Source organism: Mesorhizobium helmanticense, assembly GCF_003034915.1.
GTDB lineage: Bacteria > Pseudomonadota > Alphaproteobacteria > Rhizobiales > Rhizobiaceae > Mesorhizobium > Mesorhizobium helmanticense.
In genome coordinates this window covers 145625-161240 of sequence record NZ_PZJX01000052.1, presented here as the reverse complement: position 1 = coordinate 161240, position 15616 = coordinate 145625, and the positions used below count along the sequence as shown (strand labels likewise).

Sequence of the window (15616 nt, the reverse complement as noted above, 5' to 3'; positions counted from 1 at the left end):
CTCACCCGCGCTTCGAAAAACCGTGAAAAATTCGCTACAGGATAAACACGGGGTACCGACATGCGCACATTTCGCCCAACGTGGTAAACAACGCGTTAACCAAACTTAAGAAGTTGCAACGTTGTTGAGATTGCCGCCGCGCCAGGTGTCCGTGCGCCAGGGGATGCGGCATAACGTTCCGCCCACACAATGCCCTTGCGTCGTGAGGCGGCTATCGGTATAGAATTGACGTAAACGTAAAAGGTGCACAGACCGCGTCTTTTGCGATTTGTTTGTTGAAACCACGACTGGAAGCACGCCCCCGCTTCCACTCAGGCGACGCAAGGTCCCGGACCGCGATGCCACCAGACGGGGAAAGCCAGTGACCATGAAACTTGTTTCGCCCGGCGAAGCCGCGGCCAATACCAATAATATGTCTGTCGAAGCCGGCGAGGACCTTGCCCGCATCGGCGAGATGGCCAAGAACTACGGAGTAACGCTGCGCACGTTGCGTTTCTACGAGGACAAAGGCCTTCTCAATCCGCAGCGCGACGGCTCGACCCGCCTCTATACGCGCCGCGACAAGGCGAGGCTGAAACTGATCCTGCTCGGTCGCAAGGTCGGTTTCTCGCTGCGCGACGTCAAGCAGATGATGGATCTCTACGATCCGACCGGCTCCAACACCAAGCAGTTGCGGCTGGCGCTCGACAAGTCGGAGAAGCAGCTTGCCCGCCTGCAGAAGCAGCGGGCGCTGATTGAGGACGCCATCGGCGAGTTGAGCAATTCGATGGCGGCGGTGCGCCAGATGCTGATCGAGCGTTCGGCGCCGCAGGCCAGCGTCGCCAGCTAAATCCATTCGCCGCTTCGGCGAACGGCCTTCCAACCAACGAACAAGAGCCGCGTGGCCTTCGCCGCGCGGCTTTTCGCGTTGCTTCGAGGGCATCTCACACGAAGACATTCCACGTTCCGTGCTGGCTTACGAGGTGTCACGCCGCTACGCTACGTGAGAGGCATCGGGAAATTTTGTCGCATCAAAAAATTGACGTTTACGCAAACGTCAATTTTTGCTATCCCGACCTCAACATTGGTCCGCCCGCCGTGCAGGGCTTGATTCCGGGACCAAGTCCGCATGGTGGAGGGAAAAGCATGCCGATCTACAGGGCGCCGGTCCAGGATACGCTGTTCGTGCTGAACGAGGTGCTGGGCTACCAGCGCTATTCCAATCTTCCGGGCTTCTCCGATGCGACGCCGGATGTGGTCGAGGCGATCCTCGCCGAAGGCGCCAAGCTCGCCGAAAACGTCATGCAGCCGCTGAACCGCGTCGGCGATATGGAAGGCTGCGTGCGCCATGACGATGGCTCGGTGACGACCCCGAAAGGCTTCAAGGAGGCCTTCGACCAGTATCGCGAGGGCGGCTGGATGGGGCTGGCCGCGCCTGTGGAGTTCGGTGGGCAGGGCCTGCCCTACGCGGTTCATACCGCGGTCGCCGAATATATGGTGTCGGCCAACATGTCGCTGATGATGTATCCCGGCCTGACGCAGGGCGCGATCGCGGCCATCATCACCCATGGCACCGACGCGCAGAAGGCGACCTGGCTGCCGAAGCTGGTCGAGGGCGCCTGGACCGGCACCATGAACCTGACGGAACCGCATTGCGGCACCGATCTTGGCCTGCTGCGCACCAAGGCCGTTCCCAACGGCGACGGCACCTACAAGATCTCGGGCCAGAAGATATTCATCTCGGCCGGCGAGCACGACATGTCGGACAATATCGTCCATCTGGTGCTGGCCCGCATCGAGGGCGCGCCGGAAGGCGTGAAGGGCATTTCGCTGTTCATCGTGCCGAAGCTCAAGCTCGATGCATCAGGCAATCCCGGCGAGAGGAACACCGTCTCCTGCGGCTCGATCGAGGAGAAGATGGGCATCCATGGCAACTCGACCTGCGTCATGAACTATGACGAGGCCGAGGCCACGTTGCTCGGCGAGGCGAATGGCGGGCTGAAGGCGATGTTCACGATGATGAACGAGGCCCGCCTCGGCGTCGGCCTGCAGGGGCTTTCTCTGTCGGAGGTCGCCTATCAGAACGCCGTCTCCTACGCCAAGGATCGCCTGCAGGGCCGCTCGCTGTCCGGGGCCAAGGCGCCGGACAAGAAGGCCGACCCGATCATCGTCCATCCCGACATCCGCCGCGGCCTGATGACCATGAAGGCATATAACGAGGCCGGTCGCGCGCTGGCGCTGTGGACGGCGATCAAATCCGATATCGCTCACCGCTCCGCTGACGACAAGGACCGCCAGGCCGCCGACGACTACACCGGGCTGATGACGCCGGTGGTCAAGGGCGTGCTCACCGACAAGGGCTTCGACCACGCTGTCATGGCGCAGCAGGTGTTCGGCGGCCATGGCTATATCGAAGAGCACGGCATGAGCCAGTTCGTGCGCGATGCGCGCATCGCCATGATCTATGAAGGCGCCAACGGCATCCAGGCGCTCGATCTCGTCGGCCGCAAGCTCGGCCTGAACGGCGGCCGGGCCGTGCAGGCCTTCTTCAAGGAGGTCGGCGAGTTCTGCGAGGAGAACCGCTCCGATGAGAAGATGGCGCCCTTCACAAAGGCGCTGAAGAAGGGCCTCAACGATCTGCAGGCAGCGACCATGTGGCTGGTGCAGAACGGCATGGCCAAGCCCGACAATGCCGGTGCGGCCTCGACCGACTATATGCATCTCTTCGGCCTGGTGGCGCTGGGCTACATGTGGGCGCAGATGGCCAAGGCCGCCGGCGCGAAGCTGGCGAACGGCGCCAACGGTGCTTCGTCCTTCTACGACAACAAGCTGGTGACGGCGCGCTTCTTCATGGAGCGGATCATGCCCGAGACATCGGCGCACCTCGCCCGCATCTCCAGTGGCGCGGATACGCTAATGGCGCTGCCGGCGGAAGCGTTCTAGGTTTGGTGGGCCGGCACAGCCGGCCCATAATTGTCGGAACGCGGAGGAAATCGTGGCCACAAATCCAGCCGAAGTTCTTGGCCTGCCGAAGCCCGCCTGGGCGGCGGACGAGGTCGGTATGCTCTACGACATGGCGTCCCGCTTCATGTCGGAAGAGATCGCGCCGCGCTACGACGAGTTCGAGAAGAACGAGATGGTCGACCGCGAAAGCTGGCTGAAGGCGGGCGCCGCCGGCCTGCTCTGCGCTTCGATGCCGGAGCAATATGGCGGCTCGGGCGGCACCTTCGCGCATGAGAGCGCCATCATCGAGGCGATCGGCCATGTCGGCGTCGACGGTTTCGGCATCAGCCTGCACAATTCTATCGTCGCCCCCTACATCCTCCACTACGGCTCGGAGGAGCAGAAGAAGAAGTGGCTGCCGAAACTCGCCACTGGCGAGTTGATCGGCGCCATTGCCATGACCGAGCCCGGCGCGGGTTCAGACCTGCAGGGCGTCAAGACGCGCGCCGAGAAGGACGGCAACCAGTACAAGCTCAACGGCTCCAAGACCTTCATCACCAACGGCCAACTCGCCAATTTTATCATTGTCGTCACCAAGACCGATCCGGACAAGGGCGCCAAGGGCACCTCGCTGATCGTCGTCGAGACCGACGAGTTGGACGGCTTCGAGCGCGGCCGCAACCTCGACAAGATCGGCTTGAAAGCCAACGACACTTCGGAACTGTTCTTCAACGACGTGCGTGTGCCGACCTCCAACCTGCTTGGCCATGAGGAAGGCCAGGGCTTTATCCAGCTCATGCAGCAATTGCCGCAGGAGCGGCTGCAGATCGGCACCGGGGCCATCGCCATGATCGAGCGCGCATTGGCGCTGACCATCGAATACGTCAAGGAGCGCAAAGCCTTCGGCAAGGCGATCATCGATTTCCAGAACACCCAGTTCAAGCTCGCCGAATTGAAGACCGAAGCGACCATCGGCCGCGTCTTCTACAATGATTGCGTCGCCCGCCACATCAATGGCGGCCTCGACCCGGTCACGGCCTCGATGGCCAAATACTGGCTCAGCGACCTGCAGGGAAAAGTCGTCGACGAATGCCTTCAATTGCACGGCGGCTATGGCTACATGAATGAATATCCGATCGCCCGCATGTTCCGCGACGCCCGCGTCCAGCGCATCTACGGCGGCACCAACGAGATCATGAAATTGCTGATCGGGCGCTCTCTCTGAGCGAGCTCAGCAAACCCAAGGAGCAGAAAAATGGCCGAAGCTTATGTCTATGATGCCGTGCGCACGCCGCGCGGCAGAGGCAAGAAGGATGGCTCGCTGCATGAAGTGCCGGCGGTAAGGCTCGGCGCCAAGGTGCTCGAGGCGATCCGCGACCGCAACGAGCTCGACACCGGCGCCGTCGACGACATCATCTTCGGCTGCGTCGACCCAGTCGGCGAGGCGGGTTCCGTCATTCCGCGCGCGGCTGCCTTTGAAGCCGGTTACGCGACCTCGGCGCCCGGCATGCAGATCTCACGCTTCTGTGCGTCGGGCCTCGACGCCATCAATTTCGGCGCCGCCAAAATCGCGCAAGGCGCCGACGAGATCGTCATTGCCGGTGGCGTCGAATCGATGTCGCGCGTCGGCATGGGTGCATCCGGCGGCGCCTGGTTCATGGACCCTTCGGTCGGCCTGCCCGGCTGGTTTGTGCCGCAAGGCATCTCGGCCGACCTGATCGCCACCAAATACGGTTTTTCGCGCGACGACGTCGACGCCTATGCCGTCGAGAGCCAGAAGCGCGCCGCCAAGGCCTGGGGAGAGGGCCGCTTCAAGAATTCGGTGATCTCGATCAAGGACCAGAACGGCCTGACCATCCTCGACCATGACGAGCACATGCGGCCCTCGACCGACATGCAGTCGCTGGCGGCGCTCAATCCGTCCTTCGTCATGCCGGGCGAAATGGGTGGCTTCGACGCCGTCGCGGTGCAGAAGCATCCAGAGGTCGAAGAGGTCAACCACGTCCACCATGCCGGCAATTCGTCAGGCATCGTCGACGGCGCGGCCGCCGTTCTGCTCGGCTCGAAGAAGGCTGGCAAGACGCTCGGCCTGAAGCCACGCGCACGCATCCGCGCCTTCGCCAATATCGGCTCGGAACCGGTGCTGATGCTGACCGGCCCGGTCGACGTCACCGAGAAGCTGCTGAAGCGCGCCAGGATGAAGCTGTCCGACATCGACCTGTTCGAGCTCAACGAGGCTTTCGCTTCGGTGGTGCTGCGCTACATGCAGGCCTTCGACATTCCGCACGACAGGATCAACGTCAATGGCGGGGCGATTGCCATGGGCCATCCGCTCGGCGCCACCGGCGCGATGATCTTCGGCACCGTGCTGGACGAGCTGGAGCGCCGCGACTTGAACACCGCGCTGGTGACGCTCTGCATCGGCGCCGGCATGGGCACCGCCACGATCATCGAACGCGTCTGACCGGGAGAAAGACGATGAGCTACACCAATTTCACCCTCGACATCGACGCTGACGGCATCGCGCTGATCACCTGGGACATGCCTGGTCGCTCGATGAATGTCTTCACCGAAGAAGCGATGCTCGAACTCAATGCCATTGTCGACAAGGTGGCGGGCGACGCCGCCGTCAAGGGCGCGGTGATCACCTCCGGCAAGGACACCTTCTCGGGCGGCGCCGACATCACCTTGCTGCAGAAGATGCTGACCACCTTTGCCGCCGACAAGGCCAAGGACGCCGGGCAAGCGACCAAGGCGCTGTTCGACAATGCCGGCAAGATGACCGGACTGTTCCGCAAGCTGGAGACTTGCGGAAAGCCTTTTGTGTCGGCGATCAACGGCACCTGCATGGGCGGTGCGTTCGAATTGTCGCTCGCTTGCCACGGCCGCGTCGCGGCCGATTCCGACAAGGTCAGGATGGCGCTTCCTGAAGTGAAGATCGGCATCTTCCCAGGCGCCGGCGGTACCCAGCGCGTGCCGCGGCTGACCGACCAGCAGCAGGCGCTGCAGATGCTGACTTCCGGTCAGACGCTGTCGCCGCAGAAGGCCAAGTCGATGGGCCTGATCCATGAGATCGCCGAGCCCAGGAAGCTGGTCGAGACGGCCAAGGCGATGATCAGGAATGGCCTGAAAGCCGTCCAGCCATGGGACGAGAAAGGCTTCAAGCTTCCCGGCGGCCCGATCTATTCGGTGGCCGGCGCCAATCTGTGGCCACCGGCCATCGCCATCCTGCGCCGCGAGACCTATGGCAACTATCCTGCCGCCGCCGCGATCCTGAAATGTGTCTATGAGGGCTTGCTGGTGCCGTTCGACACCGGCTTGCGCATCGAGCAACGCTATTTCACCGAGATCATGCAGACCAGGGAAGCGGCGGCGATGATCCGCTCGCTGTTTGTGTCGCTGCAGGAACTCAACAAGGGCGCGCGCCGCCCGGCCGGGGTGCCGGAAACGAAGTTCAAGAAGATCGGCATTCTCGGCGCCGGCTTCATGGGCGCCGGCATCGCCTACGTCACGGCCAAGGCCGGCATCCCGGTGGTGCTGCTCGACCGCGACATGGAGTCCGCCGCCAAGGGCAAGGCGCATTCGGACAGCCTGGTCTCGGATCAGGTGAAGAAGGGCCGCGCCAAGCCGGAGGAAAAGGACAAGCTCCTGTCGCTGATCACGCCGACGGCCGACTACGCCGATCTTGCCGGCTGCGACCTTGTCGTCGAGGCGGTGTTCGAGGATTCGGCCGTCAAGAAGGCAGCCACCGAACAGGCGGAAGCCGCGCTGAAACCGTCGGCGATCTTCGCCTCGAATACCTCCACCATCCCGATCACCGCGCTGGCCAAGAATTCGGCGCGGGCGAAGAATTTCATCGGCATCCATTTCTTCTCGCCTGTCGACAAGATGATGCTGGTCGAGATCATCCTCGGCAAGAAGACCGGCGACAAGGCGCTGGCCACGGCGATCGACTTCGTCCGCGCCATCAAGAAGACGCCGATCGTCGTCAACGACACGCGCGGCTTCTACGTCAACCGCTGCGTGCTGCGTTACATGTCGGAAGCCTACAAGATGCTGATCGAGGGCGTCCCGGCGCCGATGATCGAGAATGCGGCGAAGGCCGCCGGCATGCCGGTCGGTCCCTTGGCGTTGACCGACGAAACGGCGATCGACCTTGCTCAGAAGATCATGAAGCAGACTATCAGGGATCTCGGCGACAAGGCGGTAGATCCCAAGCAGATAGCGCTGATCAACACGCTGGTCGACACGCATGGCCGCTTCGGCCGCAAGAACGGCAAGGGCTTTTACGACTATCCGCAAAAGCCGGCCAAGAAGAAGCTGTGGCCGGGCCTCAAGGATCTCTATCCGCAGCTTGCGCCGGAAAAGGTCGACTATGAGGAGCTGAAGCAGCGGCTGCTGGTCACCATCGCGCTGGAAGCGGCGCGGGTGATGGAAGAGGGTATCGTCACCGATCCGCGCGAGGCCGATGTCGGCTCGATCCTCGCCTTCGGCTTCGCGCCTTTCACCGGCGGCGTACTGTCCTATATCGATGGCATCGGCGCCAGGAAGTTTGTCAAGATCGCCAAGGGCTTGCAGAAGAAATACGGCGCCGAGTTCAAAGCGCCGAAGCTGCTGCTCGACATGGTCGACAAGGACGAGACCTTCTACCAGCGCTTCGACCCCTACGCGAAGGGCGAGGTGAAGAAGGCGGCCTGACGCCGCCTGACCTTCGGGGGAGGCGATGCCAAGAGCGGGTTGACGGCCAGCGCCGTCAACCCGGGAGAAAGCGATGGACCTCGCCATCCGAACCCTGAAGTCGGCCATTGTCGGTCTGCTCGTGCTCGCTGCCGTCATCTTCGTGCCGGCGGGAACGCTGGCCTATTGGCAGGGCTGGGCCTTTCTTGTTGTCTTCACGCTTTCGACCAACATCATCGGCATCTACCTCGCGCTCAGGAACCCGGCGCTGCTGGAACGGCGCATCAAGGCCGGCCCCGGCGCGGAAACCCGGCCGGCGCAGAAGGTCATCATCACGCTCGCCTTCGCCGGCGCGATCGCGCTGGTGATAGTCTCGGTGCTCGATTACCGCTTCGGCTGGTCGCATGTCCCGGCCTGGATCTCGGTGTTCGGCAATTTCCATCTTCTCGATCGTGGAAGCGCCGTAGCTGTTCTCGCGGAAGACCAGGAGATCGATCATCAGGCCGAGTGCCACGAGGCCAGACCGTCATCTCCACCGGCCCCTACGCACTGGTGCGGCATCCCATGTATGTCGGCGTGCTGATCCTTGTCATCGGCGTGCCACTGGCACTGGGGTCTTGGTGGGGGCTGCTCTTCATGCTGCTCAACGTGCCGATCCTGGTGCTGCGCATCCTGGACGAAGAAAAAATGCTGGGATCGGAACTCGACGGCTATACGGAGTATGCGCGAAGGGTGCGCTACCGGCTCGTCCCCGGCCTGTGGTGATGGACACATGCCCGTCAGTGGACAAACCGGCGATCGAAGACTAGAACAGAGAAGGTATTTTTTCCTGTTGCAGAGCGCCGGACCGAAAAGCGTGCAGCGGCTTTCGGAAACGTCCGGTGCTCAAATAAAGAGGCAGAGCAAAGTGCTCTCGCATGATCGGGTATGGGCCGCCATCGACGCTCTGGCCGAGCGTTATTCGCTCTCGGCCTCGGGACTGGCGAAGCGCGCGGGCCTTGATTCGACCGCTTTCAACAAGTCGAAGCGGCTGTCCTCGGATGGACGCCCGCGTTGGCCCTCGACCGAATCGCTGGCCAAGATCATCGAGGCGACCGGCGCCTCGCTCGACGAATTCATCGGGCTGGTCGAAGGCCGGGGCAAGCCCGGCCCCGGATTCCTGCCGGCGCAGAAGTCTTCGGTGCCGCTGCTCGGCTTCGCCCAGGCTGGCGCCGGCGGCTTCTTCGACGATGCCGGCTTTCCGGCGGGGCAGGGCTGGGACCTGATCGAGCTTCCGGCGCGGGCGACGGAAACCTCCTATGCGCTGCAGGTCCAGGGCGATTCCATGCTGCCGCTTTACCGCAACGGCGACGTGCTGATCGTCGAGCCTAGCGCCGCCACCCGCCGGGGAGACCGCGTCGTCGTCAAGACCAACGCCGGCGAGGTCATGGCCAAGGTGCTCGACCGCCAGACGGTGAAGTCGATCGTGCTGGTCTCGCTCAATCCCGACCATCCGGACCGCGATATCCCCATGCAGGACGTCGAATGGGTGGCGCGGATCGTCTGGGCAAGCCAGTAGGGTGCCGCCGATGCGCCCGCTTCAAGCTGCCGTTGCTGTGTTGATTGTCCTGGCGATGGGGACGGCGATTGTCGCCGGCGGCCGCGTCATTCGTCGTGACGAGAACGCCAGCTCCGGTGATCAGGTGCAGGCCGGCCTCGAAGCCCGATCCGACATGCCTGCCGCCACCGCAATTCCGAAACACCAGGCGGCAAAGCCGGAAGCGCACTCCAGGACCATCGATCCCGAGATCGTCGCGCAGCCGCAGCTTCAAACCGAGGAACTCCAGCGGGTCGAGCCGCGCGCCCCGTTGAGCGAATTGGCGCTGGCCGGCCCGCCCAAGCCGCCCAAGACGAAAATGCCCGACGACTGGAACGGGACGAAACTGTTCCAGCCGGTCGCGACGGCCGCCGGCGTGATCGAGGCCAAGGGCTATTCGGTCGCGGTTTCTGGCATCGACATCGTCCAGCAGGACGAAACCTGCACCGATGGCGGCAAGTCGTGGGCCTGCGGTGTTCGGGCGCGCACCGCGTTCCGCGCCTTTCTGCGTGGCCGGGCGGTGGTCTGCACGGTGCCGCCCGAGGGTGGTCGCGACCTGATCGCCGCCGAATGCCGCGTCGGCAAGCAGGATATCGGCCAATGGCTGATCGAGAACGGCTGGGCCCGCGCCGCCAAGGGCAGCCCTTACGTCGAGGCCGGCGAGAAGGCGCGTGAGGCCAAGAAAGGCATTTTCGGACCGGCGCCAAAGCTCTCCGGCCTGCCGCCGGCGCCGGCTGTCGTGACAGCACCGGCAGCCACGCAGCCGATACTCGACCCGTCGGCGACGACGGCTACGCCGTCGACCGAAACGACTGCTACGCCGCCAGTTGACCAGCCAGAGCCTTCCGAATGAGCGCGCGCGTCTCCTCGATGCCATAGAGCGCGACAAAGGAACCGAAGCGCGGACCACGCTCCTGTCCGATCAGCACCTGGTAGATCATCTGGAAGAACGCGACGGAGACGCCAGGCCCGCCTTCGGGGCTCTGCTTCGAATGGTCCTGATACCGCTCGATCCTGCGCGCGACGTTGAGCGCGGCGTTCTGGATCGCTTCGCCCGTAGCTCCGGCGGGAAGCGAGGCAAGCGCTTGCGACAGCTCCGCCAGTGCCTCGCTCTCGACATTGTCGGCCGCGCGAAAGGTTTTCGTCGGCTTCACGAAATCGTCGAAATAGCGGATTGCATAGCCCGTCAGCCTGTCGAGCTCGGGATGCGTCCTGGGCGTTACGCCAGGTACATGGCGCGAGATGAAGCCCCACAGCACATCCTTGTTCTGGGCGTTGGAGGCACTGACGAGATTGAGCAGCAGCGAGAAAGGCACCGGCAGGTCGATAGCAGGCGGGTTGCCGTCATGCATATGCCAGACCGGATTGCCGAGCCGCTCTTTCCAATCCTGCCTGGGGTAGGCGGCGAGGAAGGTGTAATATTCGTCCACTGCCCTTGGGATGACGTCGAAGTAGAGCTTCTTGGCCTGGCGTGGTCGTTGGTACATATAGAGGCCGAGGCTTTCGGTTGGCGCATAGGTCAGCCACTCATCGATGGTCAGTCCGTTGCCCTTCGACTTCGAGATCTTCTGACCATTCTCGTCGAGAAACAGCTCATAGACGAAATGCTCCGGCGCCCGCCCACCCAGAATATTGCAGATCCGGTCGTAAATCACTGCGTTGGTCTGGTGGTCCTTGCCAAACATTTCGAAATCGACGCCAAGCGCTGCCCAGCGCATGCCGAAATCCGGCTTCCACTGCAGCTTCACCTTGCCGCCCTTGATCGAAAGCGTGGTTTCGGTGCCGTCGTCGTCGAAGGTGACGGTGCCGGCCTTGGCGTCGACATGCTTCATCGGGACATAGAGCACCCGGCCGCTCTTCGGTGAAATCGGCAGGAACGGGCTGTAGGTGGCCTGCCGCTCCGGCCCAAGCGTCGGCAGCATCACCGCCATGATCTGGTCATAGCGTTCGGCGGCGCGCAGCAGGACTGCGTCGAAACGGCCAGCCTTGTAATATTCGGTTGCGCTGGCGAACTCGTAGTCGAAGCCGAACGTGTCCAGGAAGCGGCAAAGCATCGCATTGTTGTGGTCGGCGAAGCTCGCATAGTCGCCGCCAAACGGATTGGGCACCGACGACAGCGGCTTGTGCAGATGCGGTTCGAGCGCGGCGCGATCCGGCACGTTGTCGGGAATCTTGCGCATGCCGTCCATATCGTCGGAAAAGCAGAGCAGCTTGGTCTTGACCGTGTCCCCGGTCAGGACGCGGAAGGCGTGGCGCACCATCGAGGTGCGCGCGACCTCGCCGAACGTGCCGATATGCGGCAGGCCCGACGGACCATAGCCGGTTTCGAACAGTATGGTCTCGGGAAAGTCGGTGCCCTTGTAGCGCTCTACGATCTTTTTGGCTTCCTCGAACGGCCATGCCTTGCTTTCGGCCGCTGCCGCAAGCACCTCGGGGTTGAGATCGATGATGTTTGATCCCGCCATGTCACTGTTCCAGGTCGTTCATCCGGCAAAGCCGCAAGATTTTTCAACCGGTCTCTAGGCGTGCCTGTCTTGGGCGTCAACGCGTGGAGCGCTTTTTCCTTGCGGCACAGATGCCGCGTTCCTAAGTTCGGAAGCCGTTCAAGGAGTAAGAAAATGCCGTTGCCGACGCCGCATGAAGCCCTGATCTACCTGATGGTCATCACCTCGGCGTCCGATCGCGACATGACCGATGTCGAGCTGGCGCGGATCGGCGACGTCGTCCGCTCATGGCCGGTGTTCGAGGATTTCAACCATGATCGGCTGGTCGAGGTTGCTCAGGCCTGCCAGAAGATGCTGCATGAAAAGGACGGCCTGGAAGGCGTTTTGGCCAATGTCGCCGAGGTCTTGCCAGAACGATTGCACGACACGGCCTATGCCGCCGCCTTCGAAGTGGCGGCCATCGACCTCGAAATGCGGCTGGAGGAGGTGCGGGTGCTGCAGCTCATCCGCCGCGAGCTCGATCTCGACACTCTGACTGTAGCCGCCATCGGCCGCGCGGCGAAGGCCCGGCTTCGGACGCTGACCTAAAGCAGGATCGTCAGAAGAAACTGACCGGGCCGGATCAGAAAAAGCTGACCGGGAAATAGCGCAGATAGAATTCGGCGAAGATGCCCTTCACCGAAATCTCCTGCAACGCGTAGTCGAATGCCGCGGCCAGCATCGGATCGTCGGCCCTGGTGGCGATGGCCATGCCGGAGCCCAGATATTCCGGGGCCAGATAGGGGCCTCCGGCAAAGCGGCAGCAGCCCGCGGCATCGGAGCCGCCCAGCCAGAAGGCGAAGCGCATGCCGTCGCCGAAGGCCGCGTCGATCTTGCCGGCCTTGAGCTCGGCGTAGAGGTCTTCCGGCCGCCCGAACGGGATGGCCTCAACGGCGTTGAAATAGTCGCGCAGCATCCGCTCATGCGCGGAGCCGGCGACCACGCCGACGCGCTTGCCGCGCAATTTGTCGAAGATCGGTTCCGTCAGAGCTTTTGTCTTCGGCACGATGAAGCGTGCCGGAAACTGCAAATAGGAGCGCGAGAAGGCATATTTCGACCGCGCCTGAGGGGTGGCGGCGATGCCGGCGATGATCGCTTCGCCTTCGCCCTTCTTCAGCGCGCCTTCCAGCTCGGCCCAGGGCAGCGCCTGGATCTGACATTTGTCGACGATGCCGAGTTCCGCGCAGATGGCCCGCGCCAGATCGACGTGGAAACCGGACAACCGGCCTGCACCGTCGAGGAAGTTGAAGGGTGGGAAATCGGTGGTGGTCAGGAAACGCAACCGGGGCAATTTGGACAGGTCCGGCTTCGGCAGCCGCTCCTTGGCATCCCACAAGACCGGCACTTGTGGCTCCGCGGCGCGTACCGTCAGCGACTGCGCTCCCAACAAAGCCAGCATCATGACAATGGCTATCCACCGAATTGCCATCCTGCGCTCCTCCCCATCCTGTTCCAATTCGCTTTTTGTACCAAAGGAGCAAAGGCGCAAGTTTTTGATTTCATCAAGCTGATTTAGGGATATGATTGGTAAGCTTGCAAATGATTGCATTGCCTCGGCTGGGGTGGCCGTGGGTAGTGCAGGCAACAAATTTGCACCCGGGATCGATGGCAAGGTGCAAGCGCCGGACTGCCGGTCTCAATGCGGAAGGCAACATGGGGTAGATGTTGCGATGGGCCATTTCGATCGCACACTGGAATTCATCGATGATCTGCAGCACGCCAACACGGCGGCGGCGGTCTGCGAAAAGCTGCTTGGCATAACCTCGGAATTCGGCCTGACGGCGCTTATGGCCGGGACGGTTCCGCAGCCAGGCACGCCAAAAGGCCAGCAAAAGGAGCATGTGCTGCTTTGCGAGTGGCCGGTTGAATGGCTGGAGCGCTATGTGTCGCGCAACTATGTCGACCATGACCCCGTCGTCAGCCATATGAAGCAGCTTCAGGCGCCGTTCCAGTGGCGGGAAGCCGCGCAAGGCATTCGCATCGACAAGAGCAGCGGCGAAGTGATGGGCGATGCCGGCGAGTTCAAGCTGCGCGACGGACTGGCCTTCCCGCTGATCACATTGGACGGCCAGATCGTCATGGTATCGCTGGGTGGCGAGGCCGTCGAACTGTCGGGGGCCGAGTTCGGGCTGGTGTCGCTGGTGTCGACCTATGCCGTCGGCCGCGCCATGCAACTCCACACGATGGCCAACAAGACCATCGATCACATCGAACTGACGCCGCGCGAGCGCGAATGCATGCAATGGGCGGCTGTCGGCAAGTCCGAGTGGGAGATTTCGCAAATCCTCGGCATCTCGGAACACACCTCGGAGAAACACCTTCTTAACGCCAAGAGCAAACTCGGTGCCGTCAACCGGGTGCAGGCGGTCGCGGAAGCGATAAGGCGCGGCTATATTAGCTAGGTCGGCCGCGCCGGCCTAGAAATTCTTGCCTACGCGATCGCGTAATTTTCTCGGGAAAGCTCGGCCGTATCTTCCTCTTAAAACCAGGAGACGGCGAATGCTTTTTTCCCTAAACACTCAGGAATTGATGGAACGACCCGACCTTTGGGAGGCGGTTCATCGCTTACGCTACAAGATCTTTGTCGAGGAGATGGGTTGGACCGATCTGAAGCGCCCCGACGGCCTTGAGATCGACCAGTTCGACCACGACGAAGCGGTACATCAGCTTGTCATCCGCAATGGCGAACTGGCCGGTTATCAGAGGATGTTGCCGACGACGCGGGCGCATCTTCTGACCGACGTGCTGGCAGACCTCTATGAAGGTACGCCTCCCTCGGGGCCGAATGTCTGGGAACTGACCCGCTATGCGGTGGCGCCAGGCTTTCGTGACGGCAAGCGCGGCGTCTCGACGGTCGGCACCGAGCTGATTGCCGGCTTCGTCGAGTGGGGGCTGAAGCGCAACGTCAACCAGGTGATCATCGAATTCGAACCGATGTGGGTCCTGCGTGCGTTGCAACTGCACTTCCTGGCCACGCCGCTCGGCTACCAGCGTACTTACGGCAACCAGCAGGTCGTCGCTACGCTGCTTACCTTCAACGACCATACGCTGGACGTGGTGCGTTCGCGCCGCAACCATCATGCGCCGGTATTGGCCAGGGGATATCCCGACATGCTCGGGATGAGGCGGGCATCGTGAGATGGAGACGGTCATGAACATCCCCGCGCAAACGGAGTTCCGCAATCATACGCTGATTGTCACGGTGTCGTCGGACGATGGCCGGCCGGTGCTGGACAGGCGAGCCTATGAAAGCCTGGCGAGGACCTTCCACGAAGCTGCCGTCGACGATGAAATACGGGTCGTGGTGCTGCGAGGCCTGGCCGGCTGCTTCTGCCTCGGCGGCGACTTTTCCGAATTCCTCGATGCCACCAAGCATCAGCGGTTGATCGCCGCCGTCACCGACATGTTCCGCACTTTGGCGACGTTTCCGAAGCCGGTCCTTGCCTGTGTCGATGGCGACGCTGTCGGTGTCGGCTGCACCATCCTGTTCCATTGCGACATGGTGATCGCCTCTGATGAAAGCACGTTCCGGGTGCCGTTCGTCGATTTCGGCCTCGTGCCGGACGCGGCGACCAGCATTCTGGCGCCACGGAAGCTCGGTTATGCCGGCGCTTTCCGCTTCTTCTGCCTGGGCGACACGCTCCGCGCGGAGGATGCCAAGGCGCTCGGCCTGGTCACGGAGATCGTGGCGGGCGGCAGTGTCGAGGAAGCGGTGCTTGGCAGGGCCAGGCAACTCGCCAAGAAGCCGGTCGCCGCACTGTTGCAGACACGCGACCTGCTGAGGGGCGACACCGGTGTGCTCTGTGACCGCATCGACCAGGAGATCTCGCTCTTCCAGCAGGCTTTGCAGGACGACGTCACGCTAAAGCGGCTGCAACGGATCGCCAGGCTGGCGGCTTGAACGGTCACGCCGAAGAGAGCGATCGATGAATCGAGCGCCGCGCGGCAGAGGCCGCGC

Annotated in this window: 15 protein-coding genes; 13 read left to right on the top strand and 2 right to left on the bottom strand. The window is 62.6% G+C overall.

The genetic code is table 11. From position 1 onward, the window contains the following. Window positions 1-367 precede the first annotated feature (367 nt). The 9 genes from C9427_RS28200 (at window position 368) to C9427_RS28165 (ending at window position 10028) form a co-directional block, all read left to right on the top strand. Entirely contained in the window at window positions 368-829 is a 462-nt protein-coding gene (locus tag C9427_RS28200) for a MerR family transcriptional regulator (protein ID WP_097572854.1), read from the top strand. A gap of 296 nt (window positions 830-1125) precedes the next feature. Continuing rightward, the gene (locus C9427_RS28195; RefSeq protein WP_107652302.1) at window positions 1126-2922 is read left to right on the top strand and encodes an acyl-CoA dehydrogenase; all 1797 of its coding nucleotides are present in this window, start codon (window positions 1126-1128) and stop codon (window positions 2920-2922) included. Between the two features lie 52 nt (window positions 2923-2974). Beyond that, the gene (locus C9427_RS28190) at window positions 2975-4147 is read left to right on the top strand and encodes an acyl-CoA dehydrogenase family protein (RefSeq protein ID WP_107652301.1); all 1173 of its coding nucleotides are present in this window, start codon (window positions 2975-2977) and stop codon (window positions 4145-4147) included. Between the two features lie 30 nt (window positions 4148-4177). After that, complete coding sequence (locus C9427_RS28185; RefSeq protein WP_107652300.1) at window positions 4178-5386, top strand: acetyl-CoA C-acetyltransferase; 1209 nt, start codon at window positions 4178-4180, stop codon at window positions 5384-5386. A gap of 14 nt (window positions 5387-5400) precedes the next feature. Continuing rightward, window positions 5401-7620, top strand: a complete 2220-nt coding sequence (locus tag C9427_RS28180; protein ID WP_107652299.1) for a 3-hydroxyacyl-CoA dehydrogenase NAD-binding domain-containing protein — start codon at window positions 5401-5403, stop codon at window positions 7618-7620. 73 nt (window positions 7621-7693) lie between these two features. Beyond that, window positions 7694-8182 (top strand): hypothetical protein, encoded by a 489-nt coding sequence (locus C9427_RS34975; RefSeq protein WP_245437194.1) that lies wholly within the window; start codon window positions 7694-7696, stop codon window positions 8180-8182. Continuing rightward, window positions 8176-8364, top strand: coding sequence for a methyltransferase family protein (locus C9427_RS34970; protein ID WP_245437193.1), 189 nt, complete (start codon window positions 8176-8178; stop codon window positions 8362-8364). The genes C9427_RS34975 and C9427_RS34970 overlap by 7 nt, the downstream gene beginning before the upstream one ends. A gap of 142 nt (window positions 8365-8506) precedes the next feature. Next, window positions 8507-9157: a S24 family peptidase gene (locus tag C9427_RS28170; RefSeq protein ID WP_107652334.1), complete on the top strand. Its 651-nt coding sequence runs from the start codon at window positions 8507-8509 to the stop codon at window positions 9155-9157. Window positions 9158-9167: 10 nt separating this feature from the next. Further along, entirely contained in the window at window positions 9168-10028 is an 861-nt protein-coding gene (locus C9427_RS28165) for a thermonuclease family protein (protein ID WP_107652333.1), read from the top strand. Here the strand turns inward: C9427_RS28165 and C9427_RS28160 are convergent. Continuing rightward, window positions 9991-11640: a lysine--tRNA ligase gene (locus C9427_RS28160; RefSeq protein WP_107652298.1), complete on the bottom strand. Its 1650-nt coding sequence runs from the start codon at window positions 11638-11640 to the stop codon at window positions 9991-9993. The two genes, C9427_RS28165 and C9427_RS28160, sit on opposite strands and share 38 nt — an antisense overlap. Window positions 11641-11793: 153 nt before the next feature. Between C9427_RS28160 and C9427_RS28155 the strand changes: the two genes are divergently transcribed. Next, the gene (locus C9427_RS28155) at window positions 11794-12207 is read left to right on the top strand and encodes a tellurite resistance TerB family protein (RefSeq protein WP_167434512.1); all 414 of its coding nucleotides are present in this window, start codon (window positions 11794-11796) and stop codon (window positions 12205-12207) included. 34 nt (window positions 12208-12241) lie between these two features. Here the strand turns inward: C9427_RS28155 and C9427_RS28150 are convergent, their stop codons facing one another. Then, a complete protein-coding gene (locus tag C9427_RS28150) occupies window positions 12242-13087 on the bottom strand; it encodes an ABC transporter substrate-binding protein (protein ID WP_107652297.1) in 846 nt (281 codons plus the stop codon). A 241-nt stretch (window positions 13088-13328) separates the two neighbouring features. Here C9427_RS28150 and C9427_RS28145 point away from each other — a divergent pair, with 241 nt between their 5' ends. The 3 genes from C9427_RS28145 to C9427_RS28135 all read left to right on the top strand — a co-directional run bounded on the left by C9427_RS28145 (window position 13329) and on the right by C9427_RS28135 (window position 15559). Beyond that, the gene (locus C9427_RS28145; RefSeq protein ID WP_097572862.1) at window positions 13329-14060 is read left to right on the top strand and encodes a helix-turn-helix transcriptional regulator; all 732 of its coding nucleotides are present in this window, start codon (window positions 13329-13331) and stop codon (window positions 14058-14060) included. 97 nt (window positions 14061-14157) lie between these two features. Next, entirely contained in the window at window positions 14158-14796 is a 639-nt protein-coding gene (locus C9427_RS28140; protein WP_097572863.1) for an acyl-homoserine-lactone synthase, read from the top strand. A 1-nt stretch (window position 14797) separates the two neighbouring features. Continuing rightward, window positions 14798-15559 (top strand): enoyl-CoA hydratase-related protein, encoded by a 762-nt coding sequence (locus C9427_RS28135; RefSeq protein WP_107652296.1) that lies wholly within the window; start codon window positions 14798-14800, stop codon window positions 15557-15559. Window positions 15560-15616: the final 57 nt, after the last annotated feature.